The sequence below is a fragment of the Streptomyces sp. NBC_00690 genome (genome assembly GCF_036226685.1).
Lineage (GTDB): Bacteria > Actinomycetota > Actinomycetes > Streptomycetales > Streptomycetaceae > Streptomyces.
In genome coordinates this window covers 6,188,499-6,213,990 of the sequence record NZ_CP109009.1, presented here as the reverse complement: position 1 = coordinate 6,213,990, position 25,492 = coordinate 6,188,499, and the positions used below count along the sequence as shown (strand labels likewise).

At 69.9% G+C, this 25,492-nt stretch carries 20 protein-coding genes; 5 read left to right on the top strand and 15 right to left on the bottom strand.

Features of this window, described 5'->3' with window-relative positions:
• Positions 1 to 223: 223 nt before the first annotated feature.
• The 3 genes from OID54_RS27360 to OID54_RS27350 all read right to left on the bottom strand — a co-directional run bounded on the left by OID54_RS27360 (position 224) and on the right by OID54_RS27350 (position 4,993).
• Positions 224 to 3,883, bottom strand: a complete 3,660-nt coding sequence (locus tag OID54_RS27360) for an AAA family ATPase (RefSeq protein ID WP_329023718.1) — start codon at positions 3,881 to 3,883, stop codon at positions 224 to 226.
• A 220-nt stretch (positions 3,884 to 4,103) separates the two neighbouring features.
• Positions 4,104 to 4,322: a hypothetical protein gene (locus tag OID54_RS27355; RefSeq protein ID WP_329023716.1), complete on the bottom strand. Its 219-nt coding sequence runs from the start codon at positions 4,320 to 4,322 to the stop codon at positions 4,104 to 4,106.
• Between the two features lie 389 nt (positions 4,323 to 4,711).
• A complete protein-coding gene (locus OID54_RS27350; RefSeq protein WP_329023715.1) occupies positions 4,712 to 4,993 on the bottom strand; it encodes an acylphosphatase in 282 nt (93 codons plus the stop codon).
• 186 nt (positions 4,994 to 5,179) lie between these two features.
• Between OID54_RS27350 and OID54_RS27345 the strand changes: the two genes are divergently transcribed.
• Positions 5,180 to 6,019 carry a CAP domain-containing protein gene (locus tag OID54_RS27345; RefSeq protein ID WP_329023713.1) on the top strand — a complete coding sequence of 280 codons (840 nt, stop codon included), beginning with the start codon at positions 5,180 to 5,182 and terminating at the stop codon, positions 6,017 to 6,019.
• Positions 6,020 to 6,183: 164 nt separating this feature from the next.
• Here OID54_RS27345 and mutM read toward each other — a convergent pair whose 3' ends face one another.
• The 8 genes from mutM to recG all read right to left on the bottom strand — a co-directional run bounded on the left by mutM (position 6,184) and on the right by recG (position 14,099).
• A complete protein-coding gene (mutM, locus tag OID54_RS27340) occupies positions 6,184 to 7,053 on the bottom strand; it encodes a bifunctional DNA-formamidopyrimidine glycosylase/DNA-(apurinic or apyrimidinic site) lyase (RefSeq protein ID WP_329023711.1) in 870 nt (289 codons plus the stop codon).
• 143 nt (positions 7,054 to 7,196) lie between these two features.
• Positions 7,197 to 8,081: a ribonuclease III gene (rnc, locus tag OID54_RS27335; RefSeq protein WP_329023709.1), complete on the bottom strand. Its 885-nt coding sequence runs from the start codon at positions 8,079 to 8,081 to the stop codon at positions 7,197 to 7,199.
• A gap of 19 nt (positions 8,082 to 8,100) precedes the next feature.
• Entirely contained in the window at positions 8,101 to 8,274 is a 174-nt protein-coding gene (gene rpmF, locus OID54_RS27330) for a 50S ribosomal protein L32 (RefSeq protein WP_250923301.1), read from the bottom strand.
• A gap of 2 nt (positions 8,275 to 8,276) precedes the next feature.
• A complete protein-coding gene (locus tag OID54_RS27325) occupies positions 8,277 to 8,882 on the bottom strand; it encodes a YceD family protein (protein WP_329023707.1) in 606 nt (201 codons plus the stop codon).
• Positions 8,883 to 9,110: 228 nt separating this feature from the next.
• A complete protein-coding gene (locus OID54_RS27320; protein ID WP_329023705.1) occupies positions 9,111 to 10,469 on the bottom strand; it encodes a cell division initiation protein in 1,359 nt (452 codons plus the stop codon).
• Positions 10,470 to 10,631: 162 nt separating this feature from the next.
• Positions 10,632 to 11,123, bottom strand: a complete 492-nt coding sequence (gene coaD, locus OID54_RS27315; RefSeq protein WP_329023703.1) for a pantetheine-phosphate adenylyltransferase — start codon at positions 11,121 to 11,123, stop codon at positions 10,632 to 10,634.
• A 26-nt stretch (positions 11,124 to 11,149) separates the two neighbouring features.
• A complete protein-coding gene (rsmD, locus tag OID54_RS27310; RefSeq protein WP_329023701.1) occupies positions 11,150 to 11,752 on the bottom strand; it encodes a 16S rRNA (guanine(966)-N(2))-methyltransferase RsmD in 603 nt (200 codons plus the stop codon).
• A gap of 100 nt (positions 11,753 to 11,852) precedes the next feature.
• Positions 11,853 to 14,099 carry an ATP-dependent DNA helicase RecG gene (gene recG, locus OID54_RS27305; protein ID WP_329023699.1) on the bottom strand — a complete coding sequence of 749 codons (2,247 nt, stop codon included), beginning with the start codon at positions 14,097 to 14,099 and terminating at the stop codon, positions 11,853 to 11,855.
• A gap of 179 nt (positions 14,100 to 14,278) precedes the next feature.
• Between recG and OID54_RS27300 the strand changes: the two genes are divergently transcribed.
• Together OID54_RS27300 and OID54_RS27295 are read left to right on the top strand one after the other, a co-directional pair.
• Positions 14,279 to 16,111: an HSP90 family protein gene (locus OID54_RS27300; protein ID WP_329023697.1), complete on the top strand. Its 1,833-nt coding sequence runs from the start codon at positions 14,279 to 14,281 to the stop codon at positions 16,109 to 16,111.
• Positions 16,108 to 19,059, top strand: coding sequence for a tetratricopeptide repeat protein (locus OID54_RS27295; RefSeq protein ID WP_329023696.1), 2,952 nt, complete (start codon positions 16,108 to 16,110; stop codon positions 19,057 to 19,059). The genes OID54_RS27300 and OID54_RS27295 overlap by 4 nt, the downstream gene beginning before the upstream one ends.
• Positions 19,060 to 19,225: 166 nt before the next feature.
• On the opposite strand, the gene OID54_RS27290 is transcribed toward OID54_RS27295, so the two are convergent.
• On the bottom strand, positions 19,226 to 20,860 hold the full coding sequence (locus tag OID54_RS27290) for a DAK2 domain-containing protein (protein ID WP_329023694.1): 1,635 nt from the start codon (positions 20,858 to 20,860) through the stop codon (positions 19,226 to 19,228).
• A 256-nt stretch (positions 20,861 to 21,116) separates the two neighbouring features.
• Here OID54_RS27290 and rpmB point away from each other — a divergent pair, with 256 nt between their 5' ends.
• Complete coding sequence (gene rpmB, locus OID54_RS27285; protein ID WP_078877327.1) at positions 21,117 to 21,302, top strand: 50S ribosomal protein L28; 186 nt, start codon at positions 21,117 to 21,119, stop codon at positions 21,300 to 21,302.
• 178 nt (positions 21,303 to 21,480) lie between these two features.
• On the opposite strand, the gene thiD is transcribed toward rpmB, so the two are convergent.
• Together thiD and OID54_RS27275 are read right to left on the bottom strand one after the other, a co-directional pair.
• Positions 21,481 to 22,266, bottom strand: coding sequence for a bifunctional hydroxymethylpyrimidine kinase/phosphomethylpyrimidine kinase (thiD, locus tag OID54_RS27280; protein WP_329023692.1), 786 nt, complete (start codon positions 22,264 to 22,266; stop codon positions 21,481 to 21,483).
• Positions 22,263 to 23,231 carry a thiamine-phosphate kinase gene (locus tag OID54_RS27275; protein ID WP_329023690.1) on the bottom strand — a complete coding sequence of 323 codons (969 nt, stop codon included), beginning with the start codon at positions 23,229 to 23,231 and terminating at the stop codon, positions 22,263 to 22,265. The genes thiD and OID54_RS27275 overlap by 4 nt, the downstream gene beginning before the upstream one ends.
• Before the next feature lie 335 nt (positions 23,232 to 23,566).
• Between OID54_RS27275 and OID54_RS27270 the strand changes: the two genes are divergently transcribed.
• Positions 23,567 to 23,800: an Lrp/AsnC ligand binding domain-containing protein gene (locus OID54_RS27270; protein WP_329023688.1), complete on the top strand. Its 234-nt coding sequence runs from the start codon at positions 23,567 to 23,569 to the stop codon at positions 23,798 to 23,800.
• Positions 23,801 to 24,303: 503 nt separating this feature from the next.
• Here OID54_RS27270 and OID54_RS27260 read toward each other — a convergent pair.
• Positions 24,304 to 25,476: a D-alanine--D-alanine ligase family protein gene (locus OID54_RS27260; RefSeq protein WP_329023686.1), complete on the bottom strand. Its 1,173-nt coding sequence runs from the start codon at positions 25,474 to 25,476 to the stop codon at positions 24,304 to 24,306.
• Between the last annotated feature and the right edge of the window lie 16 nt (positions 25,477 to 25,492).

Below are 25,492 nucleotides of genomic sequence, written 5' to 3'. Positions count from 1 at the left end.
CCACGTGTTCCCCGAAAAGACGGGGATGCACGGGGGCCAGGTGACCGCGGGCCGTCCAACAAGCGGGGGCGAGCCCTTCCAGTGGGGCACGGCGGCCCCTGAGCCACCACCGGGCATGGGCCGAACGCCTGACACGGGCCGCGCCCACCGAGGGCTCCGCTCAGCGCTGACCGTATGCCGTACGCCTTATGCCTGACGGCAGGTCATCGCCGAGCGGCGTCGATCAGCGCAGCCGCTGGCTGATGACCTTGGAGACGCCGTCGCCCTGCATGGAGACCCCGTACAACGCGTCCGCGACCTCCATCGTCCGCTTCTGGTGAGTGATCACGATGAGCTGCGAGGACTCCTGGAGCTCCTGCATGATCCGGATCAGTCGCTGGAGGTTGGTGTCGTCGAGTGCGGCCTCGACCTCGTCCATGACGTAGAAGGGGCTCGGCCGGGCCTTGAAGATGGACACCAGCATCGCCACCGCGGTCAGTGAGCGCTCCCCGCCGGAGAGCAGGGAAAGCCGCTTGACCTTCTTGCCCGGTGGCCTGGCTTCCACATCCACCCCGGAGGTGAGCATGTTGTCGGGGTCGGTGAGGATCAACCGCCCCTCACCGCCGGGGAACAGCCGTGAGAACACACCTTCGAACTCCCGGGCAGTGTCCCTGAACGCCTCGCTGAAGACCTGTTCGACGCGCTCGTCGACCTCCTTCACCACCTGGAGGAGGTCGGTGCGGGTCTTCTTGAGGTCTTCGAGCTGCTCGGAGAGGAACTGGTGGCGCTCCTCCAGCGCGGAGAACTCCTCCAGGGCGAGCGGGTTCACCTTGCCGAGCTGTTGATAGGCCCGCTCCGCCGACTTCAGGCGCTTCTCCTGTTCCCCCCGGACGAAGGGCCTCGCCTGGTGGCGCGGGTGCTCGGGGTCATCAGGCAGTTCCTCCCCGTCGGCGGGCAGGGAAGGCGGTACGGGCTGGTCCGGGCCGTACTCGGCGATCAGCCCTGCCGGCTCCACCCCCAGCTCCTCCAGCGCCCGGGTCTCCAACTGCTCGATCCGCAGCCGCTTCTCGGCTCCGAGTACCTCGCCGCGGTGGACGGAGTCGGTGAGCTTGTCGAGTTCGCCCTTGAGTTCACGCCCCCGGGTGCGGGCGGCGGTCAACTCGCGCTCGCGCTCCGCCTTCGCCCCCTCGGCGGCGACCCGCTCCCTCTCCACCCGCACCAAAGAGACCTCGGCGTGGGCGAGCACCTGGCGGGCACCTGCCGCAACGGCCGCGGCCACGGAAGCCTCGTGGCGCATCCGATTGCGCCGCTGCTCGGCCCTGGCCCTCGCCTCACGCTCCACACGGGCCCCCCGGTCGAGTGCATCGGCCCGCCCGGCGAGCCCCTTGACCCGTTCCTCGTGGGTACGCAGTTGGAGACGGGCTTCCATCTCGGTCTGGCGCGCGTTGGCACCGTCCGCGGCGAGCCGGTCGCGTCGATGGGTGTCGGGCTCGGAGTCGTCCTGGCCGAAGGGCGCGCTCTCCTGCGCCACGAGCAGGCGTTCGGAGAGTTCTGCGGCTTCGGTCCGTGACCGCTCCAACGCCTCCTCGGCCCTGGCCACGGCGGCGACGGTCCGTTCCGCCTCGCCCGCGGCGGCACGCGCCTGGCCGGCGAGGGTCCCCAGCCGGCCCGAGACCGCGGACTTCTCGCGTTCGGCGGCCCGTCGGCGCTCGCCCAGTTCGTCCACCAGCGACGCGCACGCGCCACGACGTTCCACGGCCCGCTGCTGCGCCGTGACCAGCCCGGCGCAGCGCAGCTCCAGTTCGCGCAGCTCAGCATCCGCTTCGTCGACGGACGCCTGCACCTCCAGCAGGCTCGGCGCCCCGGCGGACCCGCCCTGGGCGAAGTGCGCACCGAACACATCGCCTTCAGCGGTCACGGCGGTGAGCTGGGGGCGGGCCCGGATCAGATCCTCGGCCTCTGCCAGGGACTCGACGACGACGGTGTCGCGCAGCAGTCGACGGACCGCTGGCATCAGCTCTTCTGGGCCGCGTACGAGATCCACGGCCCGGACGGGTGCCCTTCCGTCGCCTTCGTCCCCGTGCGATCCCCCGGACCGTACGGGTCCACCGCTGCGGTCCGCACCGGTCGGCTCATGGCCGTACGGGGTGGGGATTCCTCGGTCCCGGCCGGCGTCGGGCTCGGGGGCGCCGCCGAGGACGATGGCCGCCCGTCCGGCATCCGTCTTGCGCAGCAGGCGCAGGGCCTCGGCGGCGGTGGTCGGGTTGGTGACGGCCACGGCGTCCGCGGCGGCGCCGAGGGCAGCCGCCACCGCCACCTCATGGCCCGGGGAGACGGTGAGCAGTTCGGAAGCAGGGCCGAGCAATCCGCTCAGCTGGCCCTTCGCCGCCAGGAGGGCGCCGGTGCCGTCCTTGCGCCGCAGTCCGAGGGCGAGTGCCTCACGACGTGCGGTGACGGCCGCGCGTTCCCGTTCGGCGGCGGTGAGTTCGTCCCGGGCCGTACTCAGTGCGGCATCCGCAGCGGCGAGTTCCGCGCGGGCGGTGTCATGGCGCTGGGAGAGTTCGTCGTCACCCGCTGCCAGGTCGTCAACTTCCGACCTGAGGCTCTCGTACTCCTCCTGGGCGACGATCGCCCGCTCCTGGGCCTCGTCCCGGGCCGTGGTCAGCCGGTCGATCTCCGACTGGGCAGCCGATGCCCTGCTGCGGGCTGCGTTCACCTGGCCGTGCAGTCGCGCCAGGCCCTCGCGGTGGTCGGCGATGGCCCGGGCGGCGTCCTTGAGACGGCGCTCTTCAGCGACCAGTTCGCGCTCCAGTTCGGCGCGGTGGGAGACGGTGTCCTCAAGCGCGTGCTCCGCCGCTTCCAGGGCGGCGGACAGTTCTGCTTCCTGTTCGCGAATCCTTGCCGCTTCGCGTTCCATGTCCTCCGGGTCCCGGCCGCGCCGTTCGTCCACCGGTGGGGCACTCGCGCTGGTGACCCGAGCATCGGCGAGGGAGACCGTGCCGCGCACCCGCTCGGCGAGCTGCGAGAGCTCGTACCAGCCCTGCTGCGCCCGCTGGAGCCTCGGGGCGAGCCGCCTCACCTCGTTCTCCAGGTCCGCCTCACGGGCGAGTGCGGCCTTGAGTTCGGCCTCCGCCCCGTCCTTGCGTTCCTTGAGCGCTGCCTCGTCCGCGATCTCTGAGCTCAGCGCGTCCCGCAGCGCCACGAGATCGTCCGCGAGCAGCCGCAGCCGGGCATCGCGCAGATCGGCTTGGATCACCGCGGCCCGCCGGGCGACCGCCGCTTGGCGGCCCAAGGGCTTGAGCTGACGGCGCAGTTCATCGGTGAGGTCCTGCACCCGGGCGAGGTTCGCCCGCATGGCATCGAGTTTCCTCAGCGCCTTTTCCTTGCGCTTGCGGTGTTTGAGCACTCCTGCCGCTTCCTCGATAAAGGCCCGGCGCCCCATCGGGTCGGCATGCAGTACGGAGTCGAGTTGACCTTGCCCGACGATCACGTGCATCTCCCGACCAATACCGGAATCGGAGAGCAGTTCCTGAATGTCGAGAAGACGGCAGGTATCCCCATTGATCTGATACTCGCTGCCACCGTGGCGGAACATAATCCGCGTAAGGGTGACTTCGGCATAGTCAATGGGCAATGCGCGGTCGGAATTGTCGATCGTGAGGGACACCTCGGCCCGACCGAGCGGCGGCCGGCCCGTGGTGCCGGCGAAGATGACGTCCTCCATCTTCCCGCCACGCAGTGATTTCGCTCCCTGCTCACCCATCACCCAGGAAAGCGCGTCGACCACATTGGACTTGCCAGAACCGTTCGGGCCCACGACACAGGTGATGCCTGGCTCGAACCGCAGAGTGGTCGCGGACGCGAAGGATTTGAAACCGCGCAGGGTCATGGCCTTGAGGTGCACACATCCGGACTCTACCTTTCGATTCGTCCGGAGCGTCGGGAAGATACCCCCTCGGGCCTGTCATCGCCCGCTCGGTTCGGTTTCACCGAGGAAGGTGAGGGGCAGATCTGACGTGAGAGGGAAGGCTCAAAGGCTTGGGGACGGCTTGGGGGAAAGAAAGAAGGGACGCCGAGGGCGTCCCTTGCACATCTTGCGCGATGATTCTCCAGCGAACGCCCGCTCAGGTGAGCGCGGGCTCCGCCCGGGGTACGTCGATGTCGATGCCGTCAAGCAGCGACTCTCCGGGGTGCTGAGCGACGGCAGCGCTGAGTGCGTCGTTCTCGGTCTGAATCCTTACCAGCTCGGATTCAAGATCTTGAACGCGCTGCTGAAGCCGTCGCATCTCGGCGAGGAGTCGCGGGTCGGAACCGCCGACGTAACCGAGAAGCGCCTTTGCCATGATGGATGGTCCTCCACAATGAGTGACCGACCGATGCGGTGTGGGTCGTGAGGGATTCGCACCCGCGGTGCTCGACAGTGCTCTGTAGTACCGATCTCGCTGCGTTTCTTACTGCCAAACAGCTAAGGTGCGCGGGGATTCCAGAGTCTCACCAAAAAGTTTGACGGTCAACACGATCACAGCCCGCGGACCGGGCAGACCCGGGGACTGGCGGCACGGCGACGGCCGGCGCACTGTCCGCTCCGGGGCCCTGGGGGCGTGGAGATCTTCCTTACCCGGGCAGCCTGGCACGAGCACCCCCATAAGGCAACCACCAGCCTGTTTTCTCCTTTGGCCGCCCCCCGCCCCCTCGCTGGAGTCCATCGCGAGAGCCCGGGAATGGCACCGGTTCAGCGGATCGCGAAGCCGTCATAGCCACCGCGGGGCGTGTCCCAGATCTCAGTGACTCCGTCCACACGTCCGGGTGTGTCGTCGGACAGGAGCCAGTCCAGGAGACGGTGGCAATTCTCACGCGGCCCCTCAGCGACGATCTGCACCCTGCCGTCGTCGAGATTGAGGGCGAAACCACTGAGCCCACCGATTTCCAGAGCATTTGCCCTGGTGAACCAGCGAAACCCTACTCCCTGTACTCGACCGCGTACCCAAGCGGTGAGCCGTGCCGCATCATTCATGACTGCACGGTAATCGCTGAATTGCTTGCGAAGCACTTCTCATCGACCTCTCATGGCGTACAGTCCGGTCGCAATGACGGTCACCCGTTCGGGGGAGCGTCTCCACTGTCCACCGGTATCTAGACCGGTATTGGGCAGGGTCTCCCCACCATCGAACACGTCGTTCAACGAGGAAGGCATCGCAGAATGGGACGCCATCGACGCTCCGCCGCGCGTACGGGTACGAGGCCCGTGCGCACTGGGCTGCTCGGCGCCTCCGCTGCCATGGCGGTGGGTGCCGCGGCCGTGGCATCCGGCCTGCTGCCGGGCGGCGACGTCTTCACCGTGGGCGATCGTGACTCCGGCGGTCAGGTGCGTGCCGACGCCTCGGCGGAATGGCAGACGCAGGGCGACTCGGGAGCCGGGGCCACCCCGACGGAGAGCGCGTCACAATCGCCGTCCGCCACCCCGCGGACGCCGTCGACGACCCCCTCGGCCACACCCCCGCGGAAACCTTCGACCAAGCCGACCGAGCAGACCAAGGCTCCGGAGCGCACGAAGGAGAAGGAGCGGCCCGCAACACCCACCCGGCCGAAGCAGCGGGAGTCCGACCGCTCGGCGACCCGTCCGGCGCCGGTGCCGACACCGAGCAGTCCTTCCCCATCCGCGGAGGCCGCGGTCGAGTCCGAGGTGCTTGCACTGGTGAACGAGGAGCGGGCCAAGGTCGGCTGCCAACCGCTGCGCTCCGATCCTGCGCTGGCGAAGCTCGCGGGGGACTTCAGCACGGACATGGCCACGCGCGGCTTCTTCGACCACACCGACCCGGACGGCGATTCCCCTTGGGACCGCGCCGAGCAGGCGGGCGTCCCGAAGTTGGGCGGCGAGAACATCGCCCGCGGGCAGGCCGACGCCGGTGCGGTGATGAACTCCTGGATGAACAGCGACGGCCACCGGGCGAACATCCTGAACTGCGACTACACCCGACTGGGTGTCGGCGTCCACATGGGCGACGGCGGCCCGTGGTGGACCCAGAACTTCGGCTTCTGAGCCCGAACCCTCCCGTACCCCGCGTCCCCTCACCCAGGGACCGCTTTCGTCCCTGAGCCCTTCACACCTCGTGAGGGGCTTTCGGCGCGCTGTGCCGCCTTCCGACCGCGCCCCGCTGGAGGTTCGTTCTCCGCGCAGAGCCGAGGTGAGTGGACGGGCGCGGTTCACACCGCCGGGCGGACGGGCCTCGGCGGGCGCTGGCAGCGGGGGCAGAAGTAGCTGGAGCGATTCATCCACGGCCGACGACGCATCGCGGTCCCACAGCGCCGGCAGGGCAGATCCTCCCGGCCATACGCATCGAGGGACCGGTCGAAGTAGCCGGATTCGCCGTTCACATTGACGTAGAGGCTGTCGAAGCTCGTGCCCCCGACCGCCAGGGCCGCGTTCATCACGTCCCGGACATGGCCGAGCAACTCGGTCGAGCGGGCCCTGCTGATGCCGGCGGTCGGCCGCTCGTAGTGCAACCGTGCCCGCCACAGCGCCTCATCGGCGTAGATGTTGCCGACTCCGCTGATCAAGGACTGGTCGAGAAGGGCCCGTTTCACGGTGGTGCGGCGCAGCTTGAGTGCGGCGAGGAAGGCATCGTCGTCGAACGCCGGATCGAGGGGGTCACGGGCGATGTGTGCGATGACATCGGGCAGGCCGTCGGGGGTGTTGTCGTGGAGGGAGAGTCCACCGAAGGTGCGCTGGTCGACGAAGCGGAGTTCCGTGCCGAGGGTGTCCGCGAAGCGGATCCGTATCCTCAGGTGCTTTTCGTCCGCCGCGTCCTCGGGCTGGACCAGCAGCTGCCCGCTCATGCCGAGATGACCGAGCACGGAGGAATCGGTGTCGGCCAGGGGCAGCCAGAGGTATTTGCCGCGTCGCCGCGCGATCCCCACACTGTGTCCCTTGAGCTGCGACGCAAAGTCTTCGGCACCCGCGAGATGGCGCCGCACCGCCCGTGGGTGGAGAACTCGCACCTCGGCGATCGTGCGTCCGCTGACCCAGCGCTGTAGTCCGCGGCGTACGACTTCTACCTCGGGCAGCTCGGGCACGGGGCTCCTTCGGGACATGCTCACGACCACGGGGGACGCTCACTGCTGATGTGCGCAGCGTACCGCTCAATGCCAGGTGAAAGACGCCGAGACCCCTCGCTCCCTAAGGCGCGAGGGGTCTCGAACGACCGTGGTGTGACGGGTCAGGCCGTCGCCCGGTCGGTGTCCGTGGAGGACGCGGGATCAGCCGGTCCCGTGGGCTCGGCGGACGAGTCGTCCGCTTCACCGGTGTCGGCCTGAGGGCCTTCACCTCCCACGGGTGGCGTGCTTCCGGCCTTCTGATCGGCGAGGCGCTGATCAGCTGCGGCGCGGATCTCCCGCCAAGCGGATTCAGCAGCCTGCTGCTCCGCCTCCTTCTTGCTGCGGCCGGTGCCGGTGCCGTACGAGACACCACCGACGCGGGCAGCAGCAGTGAAGGTCTTCTCGTGGTCCGGCCCCGTCTCAGAGACGAGGTACTCCGGCACCCCGAGCCCCTCGGCCGCAGTGAGCTCCTGGAGACTGGTCTTCCAGTCCAGGCCGGCACCGAGGTTCGAGGACTCTTCGATCAGCGGGTCGAAGAGTCGGTGCACCAGCTCCGACGCGGCTTCGAGCCCCTGGTCGAGATAGACCGCACCGATCACCGCTTCTAGGGTGTCGGCAAGGATGGACGCCTTGTCCCGGCCACCTGTGCCCTCTTCGCCCCGGCCGAGCCGGATGAACGCCCCGAGGTCAAGACCGCGGCCGACGCCTGCCAGCGCACGCGAGTTGACCACCGCGGCCCGCAGCTTCGCCAGCTGGCCTTCCGGCAGGTCGGGGTGGATGCGATAGAGGGTGTCGGTGACCACCAGGCCCAGCACCGAGTCGCCGAGGAACTCCAGCCGCTCATTGGTGGGCAGGCCGCCGTTCTCGTAGGCGTACGAGCGGTGGGTCAGTGCACGCACTAGAAGGGCGGACTCCAGCCGATAGCCGAGCCGCCCTTCCAGAAGCGTGTGGGACGAGGCTGTGTTGATGGTGTCTGCCTGCTTCTTGGCATTGGACAGCTCAGACATCGGGCCTCTCACCAGCCGCTCAGACCGCGAGGACCTGGCGCTTGTTGTAGGTGCCACAGCTGGGGCACGCGATGTGCTGCAGCTTCGGCTCCTGGCAACGCTCACACGAAACCAGGACGGGGACCGCAGCCTTCCACTGCGACCGGCGGTGGCGCGTGTTGCTGCGCGACATCTTCCGCTTCGGAACAGCCACGGCTACTTCTCCTGCTTCTCGTCGACGCCCGCATCGGCGCCGCCCATGTTGTCCTTCTCGCCGTCCGTGATGGTTTCGGCGAGTCCTTGCAGTGCCGCCCAACGAATGTCGACGGCGTCGTGATGGTGCTCCGGGTCGTCGTCAAGCCTGATCCCGCACTCAACGCACAGACCGGCACAATCATCCCGACACACCGGCTGCATGGGCAGTGCGAGCACTACCGCGTCACGCAGCACGGGCTCAAGGTCGAACAGTCCGTCCTTGAGGTAGAGGACGTCCTCGCCCTCGGCGTCGTCGCCCGGTTCCACGGCACGGCCATGGCTCCGGTCGTCGGCGTCGGGGTACGTGAACATCTCCTGGAAGTCCGCCACGACATCGAGGCGCAGCGGCTCCAGACACCTTACGCACTCCCCCTGGGCGGATGCACGGGCGGTGCCTGTGACGAGCACACCATCCATGACCGACTCAAGGCGGAGGTCAAGCTCTACGGACGCGCCTTCCGGCACTCCGACGACTCCCTCCACGCCGAGGTCCTTCGGCGCGGGGATCGAGCGGGACAGCCGCTGGAGCGCGCCGGGACGCCGGCCCAGCTCGTGCGTATCGAACACGAGGGGGTTGCGGTGGTCGAGGCGGGCGTTCAGGGCTTTTCCTGCTTTCAGCTGTGAGGGAGGGACTGGTCCGAATTCTTCGGGGAGCCTCGATTCGAGTCGAAGGACCCGAGTCGAAGACATCTGGGAAGAAGCGGGCAGCCGAGATCGCCAAACCTGTGCGACCGAAGAGCCAGGATACTTCACCGACCGCGCTGAACCCAATCCGGTCCCGTGGAGGGAGCGGATTCAGCGACCTTCGTCGTACGGGCGGAGCTGGTCGAGGTCGATCATGCCGGTGTCGAAGAGGCTGGTCTCGTCCAGGGCGCCGGCCTGCGGGCGAGCCTGCCGGGCCTGGTGTGCGCCGGGCTCGGCGGACGGATAGGGATCGCGCGGGATCTGCGGCTGGTACCCGGCGAGGGGGTCGGCGGCCTGGTCGCCGTACGCCCGCTGGTGCGGGGTCCGACCGGCGGCGGGGTCCACCTGGTTGGGGGTCGACGCGCCCGTTTCGGTGGGGTGGGCGCCAGGCGCCCACCCCGGGGACTGCTGCGGCCAGGGTTCGTGGGCGGCGGGCGCCGCGGGCTCGTACGGCGCACCGGGCTCGTCCCACGGGCGGGCCGGGGACGGTTGGGCGCCCGCGCCGGGGACGGCGAAAGCAGTGTCGGGTTCGTAGCGGGGTCGCTCGGGTGCGCTCGGGATCGGCGGGAGCGGCGGGTTCAACGCGGGGGCAGGGGCGGGGCGGGGGTGACGGGCCCTGCTGGACAGCCCGGTCTCGTTCTCGGCCAGCTCTGCGAGACCGGCGAGGTAGTCGGCGTCGCTGGTGTCGCCGTTGTGCTGGGTGACGGCGGCGGCGTCCTGGGCGGCCATGTGGTCGCCCAGCGAACCGTCCACGGCCGGACCGTGGATCTTGCTCCGGCCCCGGCCCACGGCTTCAAGGGTCTTGGTGAGAACGGTTTCGAAGGCCCTGAGCTTGGCGTCCACATAGGCGTCGGCCTGCTGGACGAGAGCGGCCGGGCCCACGGCGCGGCCGGGCGCATCGGAGGGGCGCTGGGGATCGGAGTGGGCGTCCACGGCGTACACCATGTCCGCTGCGTTCATGGTGTCCGTACCGGCCGCGGCCTCCCTGCCCTGGTGACCCGCGGGGTCAGGGGCATCGGCACCGGGGCGCCAGCCGAGCAGCTTCTCCCGGCCGCGGTCGACCGACCCAATGGTCTTGCTCAGCACCACCTCGAAGTTGGCGAGCTTGGAGTCGACGTACTCGTCGGCTTCCGCCCGGATCTCGTCGGCCTCCTCTCGGGCCTGGGCGAGGATGCGCTCGGCTTCGTCCTTGGACTGGCGGGCCACCAGGGTGTCCGAGATCAGCGAACCGCGTTCGGCATGGGCGCTCTCGATGATCCGCTCGGCCTCGCGGCGGGCCTGGGCAACCAGCTGCTCGCGGTCCCCGATCAGCTCGCGGGCCTGGGCGAGGGAGCCGGGCAGGGCCTGGCGCACCTCTTCGAGCCGGCTGAGCAGGTCGGCGCGGTTGACCACGCAGGACGCCGACATGGGCAGCGATCGCGCGCTCCCGATCGCCTCGACGATGTCATCGAGCTTCTTCTGCACGTCCACCGTGGTTCGCCACTCTCTGCACTGGTACGCCTGAGCTGCGTCCGGCTCACACGAGACGGACGGGAAGACTGTACGGCGACACGGACACCACAGACAGCGACGGACGACGGTCGACGGACTGCTCAGTGGACAGGTGCGGGGCTCCCCTCCGGGTGCAGTGAGTCACTTTCCTTCGCGGCGCTCGGCAAGACGCCTGCTCAGAGCCTCGTGCACGACCGGAGGCAGGAGATGGGAGACATCGCCGCCCCAGGCGGCGACCTCCTTGACCAGACTGGAGGAGAGGAAGCTGTAGGTGGGGTTGGTGGGGACGAAGAGGGTCTCAACACCAGAGAGGCCATTGTTCATCTGGGCCATCTGTAGTTCGTAGTCGAAGTCGCTGACCGCCCGCAGCCCCTTGACGATCGCGGGGATGTCCCGCTCCTTGCAGAAGTCGACCAACAGGCCGTGGTGGGACTCAACAGATACGTTTCCGTACTCGTTCGTCACCTCGCGGATCAGATCCATCCGCTCGTCGACGGTGAAGAGTCCCTGCTTGGACTGGTTGATCATCACGGCGACATGTACGACGTCGTACAGCCTGGTGGCACGGGCGATGATGTCGAGGTGTCCGTTGGTGATGGGGTCGAATGACCCCGGACAGACTGCGCGGCGCACTGGAAGTCCCTCGCTCTCCGGTCCGGTCATGGGGCGTTTTCGCAGGTGGAAGCCTCTGTGCTGACAGAGGCGGCGTGACCGTACCAAAGGGTTCCCTCGCCGTAGCGACGGGCCCTCAGTGGTGCGAAGCCAGTCGGCCAACTGAAGGGCCCACCTCTGGTGCTGCGTTCCACGGTGACCAGCGCATCGTCAGTGAGCCACCCCTGAGTGCGGAGTGTGATCAGGATCTCCCGAAGATCATCGTCACTGACGGCGTACGGCGGGTCGAGAAAGACCAGGTCGTAGGGCACTTCGGGGGTCGGTCCCGTCACGATCTGCTCGGCCCGGCCGGTGCGGACCTCGGCGCCCGGCAGTGCCAGTGCCTTGACGTTCTCCCGGACCGTGCGGGCGGCCCGGGCGTCGGCCTCCACCAGGAGCGCATGGGACGCCCCCCGGGACAGCGCCTCCAGGCCGACCGCGCCGGAGCCCGCGTAGAGGTCGGCGACCCGCACCCCGTCGAACGAACCGAGAAAGGACTCCCAACTGGAGAACAGTCCCTCGCGAGCGCGGTCGGACGTCGGGCGGGTGCCGGTGCCGGGCGGGACGGCGAGGCGGCGTCCGCCGGCCGTGCCGGCGATCACGCGGGTCATCTCGGTCCTTACACAGGGGTCGTCGTCGATGGGCCGTGCACGACACCCGTCGCGGAACGATCGCCCCAGGACGTCGGCCCGGCCCTTTCGGGCCAGTCTCTCAGCCCTTGTCGAGGTACCGCTCGCGCTCCTTGTCCAAAAGGGCGTCCAGGGCGGTGCGCAGCCCGGGCAGTGAGGTGAGCTCGGGGTCGGCCCGGACCACGGAGACGGCCTCTTCCCGTGCCGCGGCGATGATCTCCTCGTCGTCGATGACCGTCAGCATCCGCAGCGAGGATCGGACCCCGGACTGCGCCTGGCCCAGCACATCGCCCTCCCTGCGCTGTTCCAGGTCGATGCGGGAGAGCTCGAAGCCGTCCAACGTGGCGGCGACCGCTGCGAGCCTGGCCCGGGCCGGAGCCGCCTCCGGCATCTCGGTGACCAGCAGACAGAGCCCGGGGGCTGAGCCCCGACCGACCCGGCCCCGGAGCTGGTGGAGCTGGGAGACGCCGAACCGGTCGGCGTCCATGATCACCATGGCGGTGGCATTGGGCACGTTCACCCCCACCTCGATGACCGTCGTGGCCACCAGGACGTCCACCGCTCCGGCGGCGAAGCGGCGCATCACCTCGTCCTTGTCGTCCGGTGGCATCCGCCCGTGCAGCACCTCGATGCGCAGCCCTTCCAGCGGCCCGCGGCGCAACTGCTCGGCGATGTCGAGGACGGCCAGGGGCGGGCGCTTCTCCGCCTCGTCCTCGGCGGACTTCTTGCCGGCCTTGCCCGCCTTGTCGTCCTCCTCGTCGCCGATGCGCGGGCAGACCACGTACGCCTGGTGCCCCTTCTCCACCTCCTCGCGCACCCGCTCCCACGCCCGGGCCAGGAAGTGCGGCTTGTCCTGGGCCGGTACGACATGGCTGGCGATGGGCGAACGGCCGGCGGGCAACTGGTCCAGGACCGAGGTCTCCAGATCGCCGAAGACGGTCATGGCGACCGTACGGGGAATGGGCGTGGCCGTCATGACCAGCAGATGCGGGATGCGCTTCTCTCCCTGGGAGTTCCCCTTGGCGCGCAGGGCGTCCCGCTGCTCCACCCCGAAGCGGTGCTGTTCGTCCACGACGACCAGTCCCAGCTCCGCGAAGTGCACCTTGTCCTCGATCAGGGCATGGGTGCCGATGACCAGGCCGGCATCCCCGCTGACCAGGTCGAGCAGTGCCCCGCGGCGGGCGGCGGCCCCCATGGAACCCGTCAGCAGCACCACCTTGGTGGCGTGCTCCGCCCCACCGAGCATCCCGCCCTCGGCGAGGTCGCCCATCATCTCCACGATCGATCGATGGTGCTGTTGGGCGAGGACTTCGGTCGGGGCGAGCATCGCCGCCTGGCCTCCTGCGTCCACCACGGTCAGCATGGCCCGCAGCGCCACCAGGGTCTTCCCGGAACCGACCTCGCCCTGGAGCAGTCGGTGCATCGGGTGCTCGGTGGCCAGGTCGTCGAAGATCTCCTGGGTGACCTTGCGCTGGCCGTCGGTGAGGGTGAAGGGCAGCCGGGCGTCGAACGCGTCCAGCAGACCGCCGGGGGTGGGTCTGCGCGCCACCGCCGGCAATTGGGTGTCCGCGAACCGGCGCCTGGCCAGGGCCACTTGGAGGACGAACGCCTCGTCCCACTTCAGCCGCTGCTTGGCGGACTCGATGTCCGCCTTGGTCTGCGGTCGATGGATCTTCAGCAATGCCTCGGGCAACGGGACGAATCCCCGTCCATCCCGCAGGGCCGGCGGCAGCGGGTCGACCGCGTCCTGAGCGCGCGGCAAGACGGCGTCGACCGCCTTGGCGATCTTCCAGGACTCCATCCCCTTGCAGGCGGGATAGATCGGAATGAGCGCACCCGCCCAGGAGTCGACGTCCGCGCTCTCGGCAGCGCCCACCGCATCGGCATCGGGGTCGCCGCCCAGCTTGGCGTAGCTGGGATGGGCCAGTTGCAGCTTGCGGTTGAAGACGGAGACGCGACCGGCGAACATCGCCCGGCTCCCGGGCAGCAGTTCCTTCTGCGGGCGGTGGACACCACGGCCGAAGAACACCAACTGGAGCCGGCCGCTGCCGTCCGTGATGGTGATCTCCAGGCGCTTTCCCCGACCGCCGTTGAACGTGTGCACACGGGCGTCCGCGACCTGCGCCACCACCGTGACGTCCTCGTCGAGCGGGAGCTCCGCGAGCCGGGTCAGCTGCCCACGCTCCTCGTACCTGCGGGGATAGTGATGCAGCAGGTCCCCGACCGTATGCAGGTCGAGATGATCGGCCAGCACCTTGGCGGTGGCGGGTCCGAGCGACTTCTTCAGCGGTTCTTGGAGTGGTTCATCGAGCACGGGCACGCGTTCCATTGCACACCACGCCACCGACAACCGCCCGCACCTGTGGATCAGTCCTGGTCGTGAGTGTGGGACGGACCCTAGGATGGCGCGACACCCTGCCTCCTCCCACTCGCGGTCACCACCCCACGGGATCGCCCGACCCGCGCCGGCCCCCGGGTAAGAAGAGTCCCCCCACCGGCGCAGCGACGATGACTTCTGACACCACCGCACATGCGTCCGCGACCACTCCGCACACCTTCCAGGTCGATCTGCGCGGCCTGGTGGATCTGCTCTCCCACCACCTCTATTCGAGCCCCAAGGTCTATCTGCGCGAGCTGCTCCAGAACGCCGTGGACGCGATCACGGCCCGTCAGTCCGAGTACCCCGGCACGCCCGGGCGGGTGCGGCTGTCCGTCGATGCCGGACGGCTGCGGGTCGAGGACTCCGGCATCGGTCTGACGGAAGCCGATCTGCACAGCCTCCTCGCCACCATCGGCCGGAGTTCCAAACGGCCGGGGGCGGAGGGCATCGCCTCGGCACGGACGGAGTTCCTCGGTCAGTTCGGCATCGGTCTGCTCGCCTGCTTCGTGGTGGCGAGTGAGATCCGGGTCGTCAGCAGATCGGCGCGCACCGCGGACGCACCGCCCGTGGAGTGGTCCGCGCGGGACGACGGCTCCTACACGGTGCGTACCCTGCCGGCCGACGCACGGCCGCAGCCGGGGACGACGGTGGAGTTGATCGCCCGGCCTGGCAGCGCCGACTGGCTCGCCGAGGAGCGCGTGTACGCCCTCGCCCGGGACTTCGGACGCCTCCTGCCGTACGACATCAAGGTCGGCGACCGGGCCGTCACGGAGCTGCCGGCGCCCTGGGAGCGCGCCCACCCCAGTCCGTCCGCCCGCCGGGTGGCGCTGGCGGCGCACTGCAACGAACTGTTCGGCTTCAGCCCGCTCGACTCGATCGACCTGTCAGTGCCCGTCGCCGGGGTGCGGGGCGTGGCCTATGTGCTGCCGTCGTCGGTCTCCCCCGCCCAGCGGTCGGGCCACCGGGTCCACCTCAAGGGGATGTTGCTGACCGAGAGGGCCGATGAACTCCTGCCGGAGTGGGCCTTCTTCGTACGGTGCGTGATCGACACCGACTCGTTGCGGCCCACCGCGTCCCGCGAGTCGCTGTACGAGGACGAGACGCTCGCCATCGTGCGCGAGGCCCTCGGCGAACGGATCAGGGAGTGGCTGACCGGCCTCGCTGCCGGCGACCCCGAACGGCTGGCGCAGTTCCTGACCGTGCACCACCTCGGGGTGAAGTCCCTGGCACGGCACGACACCGAGATGCTGCGGACGATGTTGCCGTGGTTGCCGTTCGAGACCACGGACGGCTCCGTGTCGCTGGAGGAGTTCGCGCAACGGCACCCGGTGGTGCACTACACGCAGAGCGTGGAGGAGTTCCGTCAGGTCGCCCCGATCGCCGCGGCCCAAGGCATCGGCGTGGTCAACGGCGGCTACACCTACGACGCCGAACTCGTCGGCAAACTGCCCGCCGTCCGGCCCGGGACGACCGTCAGTGAGCTCGACGCCGACACCGTGACCGCGCACCTGGACTCGGTGGACCCCGCGGACGAACTGGCGCTGGCGGCCTTCCTGGCCGCCGCGCGCTCCCGGCTCGACCCGTTGGGCTGCGATGTCGCCCTGCGCGCCTTCCATCCGCTGACCGTGCCTGCGCTGCATCTCGACGATCGCGCCGCACGCCATGAACGGGCGCGCGCCGAGGCCGAGGAGGAGGCGGGCGAACTGTGGGCGGGCATCCTGGGATCGCTGCGCGGCAGCGCCCCCCGCGCCCGGCTGGTGCTCAACCACCTCAATCCGCTGGTCCGCCGGATCAGCACCCTCCCGGATGCGGAACTGGCCGCTACGGCGACGGAGGCACTGTACGGACAGGCCCTGCTGATGGCCCAGCGCCCCTTGCGGCCCGCAGATTCCGCGCTGCTCAACCGGGCATTCATCGGCCTCTTGGAGTGGGCCACGCACGACCGGGAGAACGGCCGATGACCACCGATGTGCCGTCCTTGCGCCAGGCCCTGCAGAGCAACCACGAGGAGCCGGAGGGGCCGGCGCGCAACGCCCGCGCGGAGCGAATATTCGCCGACATCGAGCGGTCGGGCGACACCGACCTCCTGATCGACGGCCTCCACCATCTGATGGTGGTCTACAACTACAGCTCCGAGACGGACAAGATGTTCGTCCCCTTCGCGCGGCTGCTGCGATTGTGGGAGGAACACCCCGGGGACTTCGACGCCCAACAAACCCACAGTCTGTTCTGGATGTTCAAGTGGGTCTCCAGCGGAATGATCGACCAACCGCACATCCCCCTCGCCTCCATCGAGAAGTGGCAGGCCGAGATGGAGCGGCGGTACCGGCTCGCGGGCCACTCGGAGCGGGCGGTACGGCAGGGGGAGCTGCGGATCGCCCGTCATCTGGGCGACCGGGAGCGGGCGACGGGTGCGTACGCGGCCTGGTTGGCGGCCGACCGGGACGACAAGAGCGACTGCCACGCCTGCGAACTGCATAATCAGGGCGCCTGGCTCGCCCAACTCGGTGAGGACAAGGCCGCCCTGGAGAGGTGGCGACCGGTGCTTGAGGGCGAGTTCACCTGTGCCCACGAGCCCCACGCCATCCTCGCCCAGTCCCTACTGCCCCTGCTGCGGCTCGGACGCGCGGACGAGGCCAGGGCCCACCATCTGCGCGGCTACCGACTGGTCCGTCCGATGGAGTCCATGCGCAGCGCAGTGGCCGAGCACGTGGAGTTCTGCGCGCTCACCGGGAACGAGGCGCGCGGGTTGGAGATCCTGGCCGAGCGGCCGGCGTACTTCACCCAGACCGGGGAGCCGGTCAGTCTGCTGGGCCAGCTTGCGGTGACGGCCCTCCTCTGTGATCGGCTGGTCGTGCTCGGCCATGGTGGGCAGCGCGTTCCGGGGCCGGGTGAACGGGCCTGGACCGCCGACGAACTCGGCCGGCACGCCCGCGGCGAAGCCCTGGAGCTCGCCGCCCGCTTCGACGAACGCAACGCCAACACCCATGTCAGCGACCTGGTGCGCCGGCGGATGGACCGGGCCCCGCTGGTGGAGCGGCTGCCGCTCGGGCTGCGGACCGGTCGTCCGGTGTCGGTGCGGCCGACCGGCCCGATTGCCGCTGCCCCTGCCGGTCCGGGAACGCCCGCATCGGCCGCGTCCCTGCTGGCCCGGGCCCGAGAGCTGTCCGCGGCACAGCGGCCGGACGCCCCACAGGCGTGGCGGGCCGCGGCAGCAGCGGCCGAGCAGGACGGCGGCACCCTGGACGCACTGGCGCAGGCCGAACTCCATGACGTCCTGGGTACGGAAGTGGGCCGGTCGATCGCCCGGTCGGTGGAGCACCTCCGGTTGGCGGCCCGACAGTACGAGGCGTCGGGTGAGGCCGGTCGGGCGCTGGCGGCGCAGGCGCGAGCGGCACACGTCGGTTGTCTCGACCATCCCTCCCACGAGCAGATCGAGGCCGCGCTGACGACCGTGGACGGCGCGTTCGACGAGGTCCGCGCGCTGCTCGCCAGCGGTGCGACGGACGCTCACCAGGCGAGTCGGGTCCTGCTGTGCCGCTCGCGCATCCTGAGCGTCCGGCTGGGCACGGCCCAAGGCACCGTGGCGGCGAGCGCCGCCGTCAGCGTCTGGGAGGAGGCGGTGGGCGAACTGCTCGCCTTCACCCGGGAGCACCGGGGCGATCCCGGTGTGGACGTCATCGTCGCCGAGGCACTCGGTCACCTCGGTGAGATCGCCGGCATCCGACGGGACCCGGCGAGGGCGGCGGAGCTCTACGCGGAATCTGCGGCCGGGTACGAGCGGGCCGGGCGCCCCTGGTACGCGGTGGACGTGTACGCGCAGCTCGCCCGGGCGAGCCGGGCGTCGGGCGATCTGGAGGGTGCGCAGCAGGCCGCCCGCACCGCTCTGGAGCGCGGTCGGGATGATGCTCCGCCGGCGGGGCGTGCCCGGTTGCACCTCCAGTTGGTGGAGCACCTCGCGGACACCGAGTCCCCGGACCGGGCGGCGTGGGAGGAGGCGGCCGAGCACGCGCTGGAAGGAGCGCACTGGGCCGACGAGGCGGGCGAGTCCGGGGGGCTGGGCGCCTACGCCCGGCACCGACTCGGTGGGCTCCTGCTGCGGCTGGGGCGGGCGGAGGAGGCCGCCGTCATCCTGGAGGCCGTGCTGCCGGAGCTGTCCGCAGACGACCACGGTGACGGGATGGTCGTACAGACCCTGTGGTGGCTGGGCGAGTGCCTGATGGCGCTCAACGAGCCACGGTCGGCGGCTGAGCACTGGTTGAAGGCGGCGGACATCGCCCGTACGTGGCCGGAGCAGCGCGACCACGCCATGCTCGCCAATCTGGCCGGGGAGGCCCTCTACCGTGCCGGTCTGAACGCCGAGGCCGAGTTGGCGTACCGGCGGGCGGGCGAGTTGTGGCGTGAACTCGGTGATGTCCGTGCGCTGGCCCGCAGTCTTCGGGTACGGGCGTGGATAGCGGTCCGCGAGGGCCAGGCCGGGCCGGCAGCCGCGCGGGACCTGATGGTCTCGGCCGCCTCCGGATGTGAGGAGGCCCTGCCCGGGCTCGGTGGCGAGGACCGCGATCGGATGCGCGTCGAACTGGCGGAGACCTATCGGCAGCTGGGGGAACTGCTGGTCAATTCGGTCGAGGGAGAACCGGGCGACAAGGACGCGGCCAAGGCGGCGGCTGCGCGGGCCGCGTACGAGGAGGCCCTGTCGCATGCGAAGCGCGCCGTCGAGGTGTTCGGGGCGGTGGGCGATGCGTGCTCCGAGGACCGGGCCAAGGCGGAGTTGCTGGCCGGCTGGTTGGAAGCCGACCTCGGCGATCCGGTAGGGGCTCGTGCTAGGGCACAGGGGGTGTTGGACGCGTTCTCGACGGAGGGGCTGAGGGGAGAGGCACAGGCGCTGCTGCGCTATGTGATGCGGTAGGACGCATCTGACCGGACGTGTCCGACACAGGCCGTCGTCCGCCCGTTCTCAGGTCCGGGCACCCGGTGAACGACGTCCTATCTGGGTGTGCGCTCCTGTTGCCTGAACGGTTCCTCTCTGCCGCTTCCGGTCGGGAAGCGGGCGCGGCTACTCAATTCCGATGCGGCTACTCCACTCCGATGAGGAGGGGCGTCGATCCCCTTCCCCCCTCGTACACGACCGTGTCCACCGCCAGATAGGCGTCTCGGACATGGCGCTCCAGGTGGGCTCCCACCTCGGTGGCGTCGGGGACGTCCTGGCCCAGGATCAGGGTCACCAGTTCGCCTCCCGCGGCCAACATCCGATCCAGCACCGCCGTCGCGGTGGCGGTCACGTCCGTACCGATGACCGCAACGTCCCCGTCTATCAGGCCCAGCACATCACCGGCCTGGCAGACCCCGGCCGACGTCCACGACTGCCGTTCCGCGACCGCAAGTTCGGCGTAGCGCGTCGCTCCGGCGGCGGCCGTCATGGCCACCACGTCCTCGTCGAACCGTCGGTCCGGTTCATGGACCGCGAGGGCGGCGATGCCCTGGACCGCGGCGCGGGTGGGGATCAGCGCCACCCTGATCCCTTCACCGCGGACCTGTTCCACCGCTGCCGCCGCGGTGTGCCTCAGTTCGGCCGAGTTGGGCAGGAGGACCACTTCGCGGGCGTGGGCGCGGCGGATCGCATCGACGAGTTCGCCGCTCGCCGGGGGCTCGCCGGGGCGAGCCAGCACCGTCGTGGCACCGGCGGCGCCGCACAGGTCCGCAAGACCCTCGCCGGGGAGGACGACGACGACGGCCCGTTGGGTCCGCTCGGGCGGCTGCGTCGCGCCTTCGCCGCTGTCGATCGCCGGATCGAAGTGGGTGATACGAATCCGGTACGGCCGGCCCGCTTCCACTCCGGCTTCCACGGCCGCCCCCGCGTCGTCGACATGGACGTGGACGTTCCACAGGCCGTCACCACCGACGACGACGAGGGACTCACCGAGAGCGTCCAGCCGCCCGCGCAGTTTCGCCACCGCCGTGTCATCGGCTTCCAGGAGGTAGATCACCTCGAAGGCGGGCCCGGCGTCCGCGCACGACGCCCCCGCCGTGATCGGGGGGCCGGCCGGGCGGACGGAGGCCAGTGGTGCGGGCGCCTCCCCGGAGACGGCCTTAACGAGCGCGCCCAGGACGGTGAGCAGTCCACGTCCGCCGGCGTCCACGACTCCGGCCCGGCCGAGGACGGCGAGTTGCCCGGGGGTGGCCGCCAGTGCCGTCTTCGCGCCCTCGTACGCGGCTCGGGCCACCGTTGCGGCATCCGCGTCGGGCGGTGTCTGCCGGGCTGCGTCGGCGGCTGCCGCGGCCACGGTAAGGATGGTCCCCTCCACCGGGTGGGCCACGGCTTCACGGGCGAGCACCGCTGCCCTTCGCAGTCCGCCGGTGAGGTCGTCGGCCGCGGCGATGCGCTCGGCGAGGCCGCGGAGCAGTTGCGCCAGGATCGTGCCGGAGTTGCCGCGGGCACCGATCAGCGCACCGTGCGCCATCGAGCGGACCACGTCGGCCACCGCGGGCCCGCCCGAACCGACACCGACCGCCTGGGTCTCATGGGCGACGAAGACCGCCTCGACCGCTTGGATCGCGGATTCCACGGTGAGGTACAGATTGGTGCCGGTGTCGCCGTCCGCGATGGGATAGACGTTGATCGCGTCGATCTCCTCGCGCTCCTGGCCGAGCGCCTCCAGCGCCAGTGCGCACCAGATCCGCACCGCTGCGGCGTCGAGGTTCTGCGGCACCTGGTGATCCTCCTTGAACCGCCGGAGCGGCCGTGGGCAGCGGGTCGCATCGCAGGGTAGACCCCGTGCGGAGGCGGAGGGCTGGGTGGGGGCGGCAAAACCCATGGTAGTTTCGTACTGCGGACGCAGTCGTTGTATGCTGCTCCGGTTGCCCGATGAAAATCGGGCGGTTCCCCGGCAAAGCCACCAATCAGCTCACTGATTTCCGGCACGCCGGAATTCACTGTAAGTGCACCTGAAGTCTTTGGAGTGACCCGTGGCTGCCAACTGCGACGTCTGCGGCAAGGGGCCGGGCTTCGGCAACAGCATTTCCCACTCGCACCGCCGTACGTCCCGTCGCTGGAACCCGAACATCCAGCGCGTGCGTGCCGTGGTCGGTAGGACGCCGAAGCGGCTCAACGTCTGCACCTCGTGCATCAAGGCCGGCAAGGTCTCGCGCTAATCGCGACGGTGACGTCGTAGCGCAGCCCCTGCGGTTGCCTTGAAAGCCGGTCCACCTTTTTGGTGGGCCGGCTTTTCGCTGTCCTGGCGCGCTTGATGAACGTGCCGCGCTTAATGACGTGGTGGGTTTGATGGCGTGGTGAGTTCGTGAGGGCTTCGGGCCACGCCTTCGCGGTGCGTCAGCGTAGGCGCCAGCCGTGGTCGACCGGGCCGATCCCCCGCCCGAGGGAGAACCCGGCGGCTATGGCTCCGGTCACGTACTCCTTGGCCGCCGCCACCGCCTCGGGCACCGAAAGACCGTGCGCCAGCCCCGCGGCGACCGCGGAGGCGAGGGTGCAGCCGGTGCCGTGCGTGTGGCGGTTGTCATGCCGGGGCGCGCGGAACCAGTGGCTGGCCGTGCCGTCGGTGAGGAGGTCCACCGCGTCGCCCGCCAGATGACCGCCCTTGATCAGCGCCCAGCGTGGCCCCAAGGCGAGTATCGCGTCGGCGGCTCGTCGTAGCCCCTGTTCGTCGGTGACCTCGACGCCGGTCAGTTGGGCCACCTCGTCCAGATTGGGGGTGGCGACCGTCGCGATCGGCAGCAGTGCGTGCCGTACGGAGTCCAGCGCCGACGCGGCCAGCAGGGAGTCACCGTGCTTGGACACCCCCACCGGGTCGACCACCACCGGCGCGGATGCGTCCGCGAGGAGTTCGGCGACGGTCTCCACCAGTGGGGCGGACGCGAGCATGCCGGTCTTGATCGCCTGGAAGCCGATGTCATCGGCGACACTGCGGTACTGGGCCCGCACCGCCTCGGGCGGCAGTTCCCAGTAGCCCTGCACGCCCAACGAATTCTGGGCGGTCACGGCCGCGACGACACTCATCCCGTGGGTGCCAAGGGCGAGCATCGTCTTGAGATCGGCCTGGATGCCGGCCCCGCCGCCCGAGTCCGAACCGGCGACGGTGAGTACGCGGGGCAGGTTCATCGCCCGCCCCCGGTGCCGAAGTGGTCCCACCCGCCGGTGCTGTGCCAGGGGGCCCCGTCCACGGTGACCTGGGGTTGCACCGATGCGCCGAGCACTTCGCCGATCACCTTCCAACGGGCGGGGAGCTTGACGTCCGGGGGGAAGGTGGCCAGGATCGCGTGGTCCTCTCCCCCGGTCAGCACCCATTGGATCGGGTCGACACCCACCGCCTGCCCGATGTCGTTCATCTGGCTGGGGATGTCGATGGCTCCCGAGCGCAGATCGATCCGGACCTTGCTGGCCTCGGCGATGTGCCCGAGGTCGGCGACCAGGCCGTCGCTGATGTCGCACATCGCGGTGGCGCCGAGACCGGCGGCGGCGGGGCCCGCGTGGTACGGCGGCTCGGGGCGACGGTGCGCTTCGACGAAGGCACGCGGTGAGCGGAACCCGCGAGAGAGCACGGCATGCCCCGCGGCCGACCAGCCGAGCCAGCCGGTGTACGCGACCACATCGCCCGGTCGCGCTCCGGAGCGGGTGACGGGTTCAAGGTTGCGCAGGTCTCCCAGTGCGGTGATGGCCAGGGTGATCACCTCGCCCCGGACCACGTCCCCGCCGACCACGGCGGCTCCGGCGACCTGGCACTCGTCGCGGATGCCGTCCATCAACTCCGTCGCCCAGGTGACGGGAAGCTCCGCCGGCACCACCATCCCGAGCAGCAAAGACGTCGGCACCGCGCCCATGGCCGCGATATCGGCCAGATTCTGTGCGGCGGCCTTGCGACCCACGTCGTACGCCGTCGACCAGTCACGGCGAAAGTGCCGGCCCTCCAGAAGGATGTCCGTGCTCGCCACGACCCTGCCGTCGGGGGCCGCCACGACCGCGGCGTCATCGCCGGGCCCCAGCCGTACCGCGGGGGTGGAGGTGAGTCGGGAAGTGAGCTCCCTGATGAGCCCAAACTCCCCCAGCTCGCCCACAGTGCCCTTCACCCGAGTCTCACCTCTCCGTCGTCCCACCGGTGTCTCCGGCAAGACCCCGTCCGGACCGGCCCGCCGGCCCGGAAGAACCCGCCCCGCCGGACCGTCCGACGAAGCCGCGGACCCATGTACGGGCCCTCCGCTTGCGGTCGCGGCGCGCTTGCTCCGTCGGTACCGTCAAGGGATACGTCAACTTCTGCTGTGCGCACACCACGCTGCGGGCGCCACCCGGCGCGGAGGTCTCCCCGCGGCCCACGGCGACGCGATACCGTGGCGTCCCTTTCTCTCCCCTGAGGTCTCCCCACCGACGGTAGGGGAAATGATCCTCGGGCCGCCCTGGAGGTTCCGTGGTACAGGCGTACATCCTGATTCAGACCGAAGTGGGCAAGGCGTCGATCGTCGCCGAGGCCATCGGAAAGCTTCAGGGAGTGATTCAGGCCGAGGATGTCACCGGCCCCTATGACGTGATTGTGCGCGCCCAGGCGGATACGGTCGACGCCCTGGGGCGTCTGGTGGTGGCCAAGGTCCAGCAAGTGGACGGCATCACCCGCACTCTGACCTGTCCGGTCGTGCACCTGTAGCCCCCGTCTGCGCTTGGCCGGCGACATCGGTCGGCCGGTCTCCGCCCGAACTGTGCCCCGGTGGGGCCGCTCGCTCCCGCGGGCTGCTCCCTCTTCGGACGCCACGACCACGGTCGCGGTTCCCCTGTTGCCGTCCGACCGGGCGGCCCCTGCACCGGTCGTCACGAGGAACTGCGACGAACGGCCGGTAGCTGAAGCCACAACGATCCACAGCCGTCGTCCGAACGGACCGCCGGCTGGGGCGACGCCGCGATCGTACTGCGCTGCGGTGTCCCCCGACGGGGGAAGGTGAGCTGCATTTCGGTGGGGCGACCGCTGCGGAGGCGGTCGCCCCACCGGCGAAACCACAGAGGACGGCACCGGCATCGGCGCCGGGACACGGCATCGGCCGGTGCCGCGCCGAAGTGACGTTGCCCATCGGGGTACTCACAACCCGCCATCGAGTTGACCCCCGGTCGCCCAACTCGGCTTTCTGTCGGGCGTATTGGCGCGGCGAAGGCCCTCTAGCGCAGTCCGGTGGAGCGTCGCAGCGCCGCCTGGATGAGTCGGTCGACCAACTCCGGGTAGCCGACGCCGCTCTCCTGCCACATCCGCGGGTACATCGAAATCGGGGTGAAGCCCGGCATCGTGTTGATCTCGTTGATGACGAACTCGCCCTCCTCGGTGAGGAAGAAGTCCGCACGGACGAGACCCTCGCACGAGGCCGCGTCGAAGGCGGCGACCGCCAGCCGCTGTACTTCGGCGGTCTGCTCGGCCGTCAGCGGTGCGGGCACGATGCCCTCGGCCGAATCGATGTACTTGGCCTCGAAGTCGTAGAAGGCGTGGGACTGCGCCGGGGGGATCTCGGCCGGGACGCTGGCCCGCGGACCGTCCTCGAACTCCAGCACCCCGCACTCGATCTCCCGGCCGCGCAGCAGCGCTTCCACCAGGATCTTGGGGTCGTGGCGCTGTGCCTCGGCCACCGCATCGTCGAGGCCGGACAGATCGCCGACCTTGGTAATGCCGATGGAGGATCCGGCCCGGGCGGGCTTGATGAACAGCGGCCAGCCGTGGTCGCCCGCGAAGTCGACGATCTTCTTGCGCGCGGCGGCGGGGTCCAGTTCCCACTCACGCGGGCGGATCACCGTGTAGGGGCCGACGGGCAGGCCGAAGGAGGTGAAGACCCGCTTCATGTACTCCTTGTCCTGGCCCACCGCGGAGGCGAGCACCCCGGAGCCGACGTACGGCACTCCGGCGAGCTCCAGCAGGCCCTGGATGGTGCCGTCCTCGCCGTAGGGGCCGTGCAGCACGGGGAAGACGACGTCGACCTCGCCCAGCGCTTTCGGCACTGCACCGGGCTCCGTGTAGACGACCTCGCGGCTTCCCGGGTCGACGGAGAGCATGACCTGTCCCTCGGGGGACTCGACCAACTGCTCGACGTGCGGGGTGCGGCGGTCCGTGATCGCCATCCGCTCCGGCTCGTCGGCGGTGAGCACCCACCGGCCGTCCGAGGTGATGCCGATGGGCAGCACCTCGTACTGGGAACGGTCGACGGCGCGCAGTACGGCTCCGGCGGTGACCATGGAGATCCCGTGTTCGGAACTGCGACCGCCGAAGACAACGGCCACACGCGGCTTGCGGAGCGGCTGCTCAGGGCGCTGCGGCTCAGGGCTCTGGGGGAGGTTCTCAGTGCTCATATCGGCTTGAGCGTAC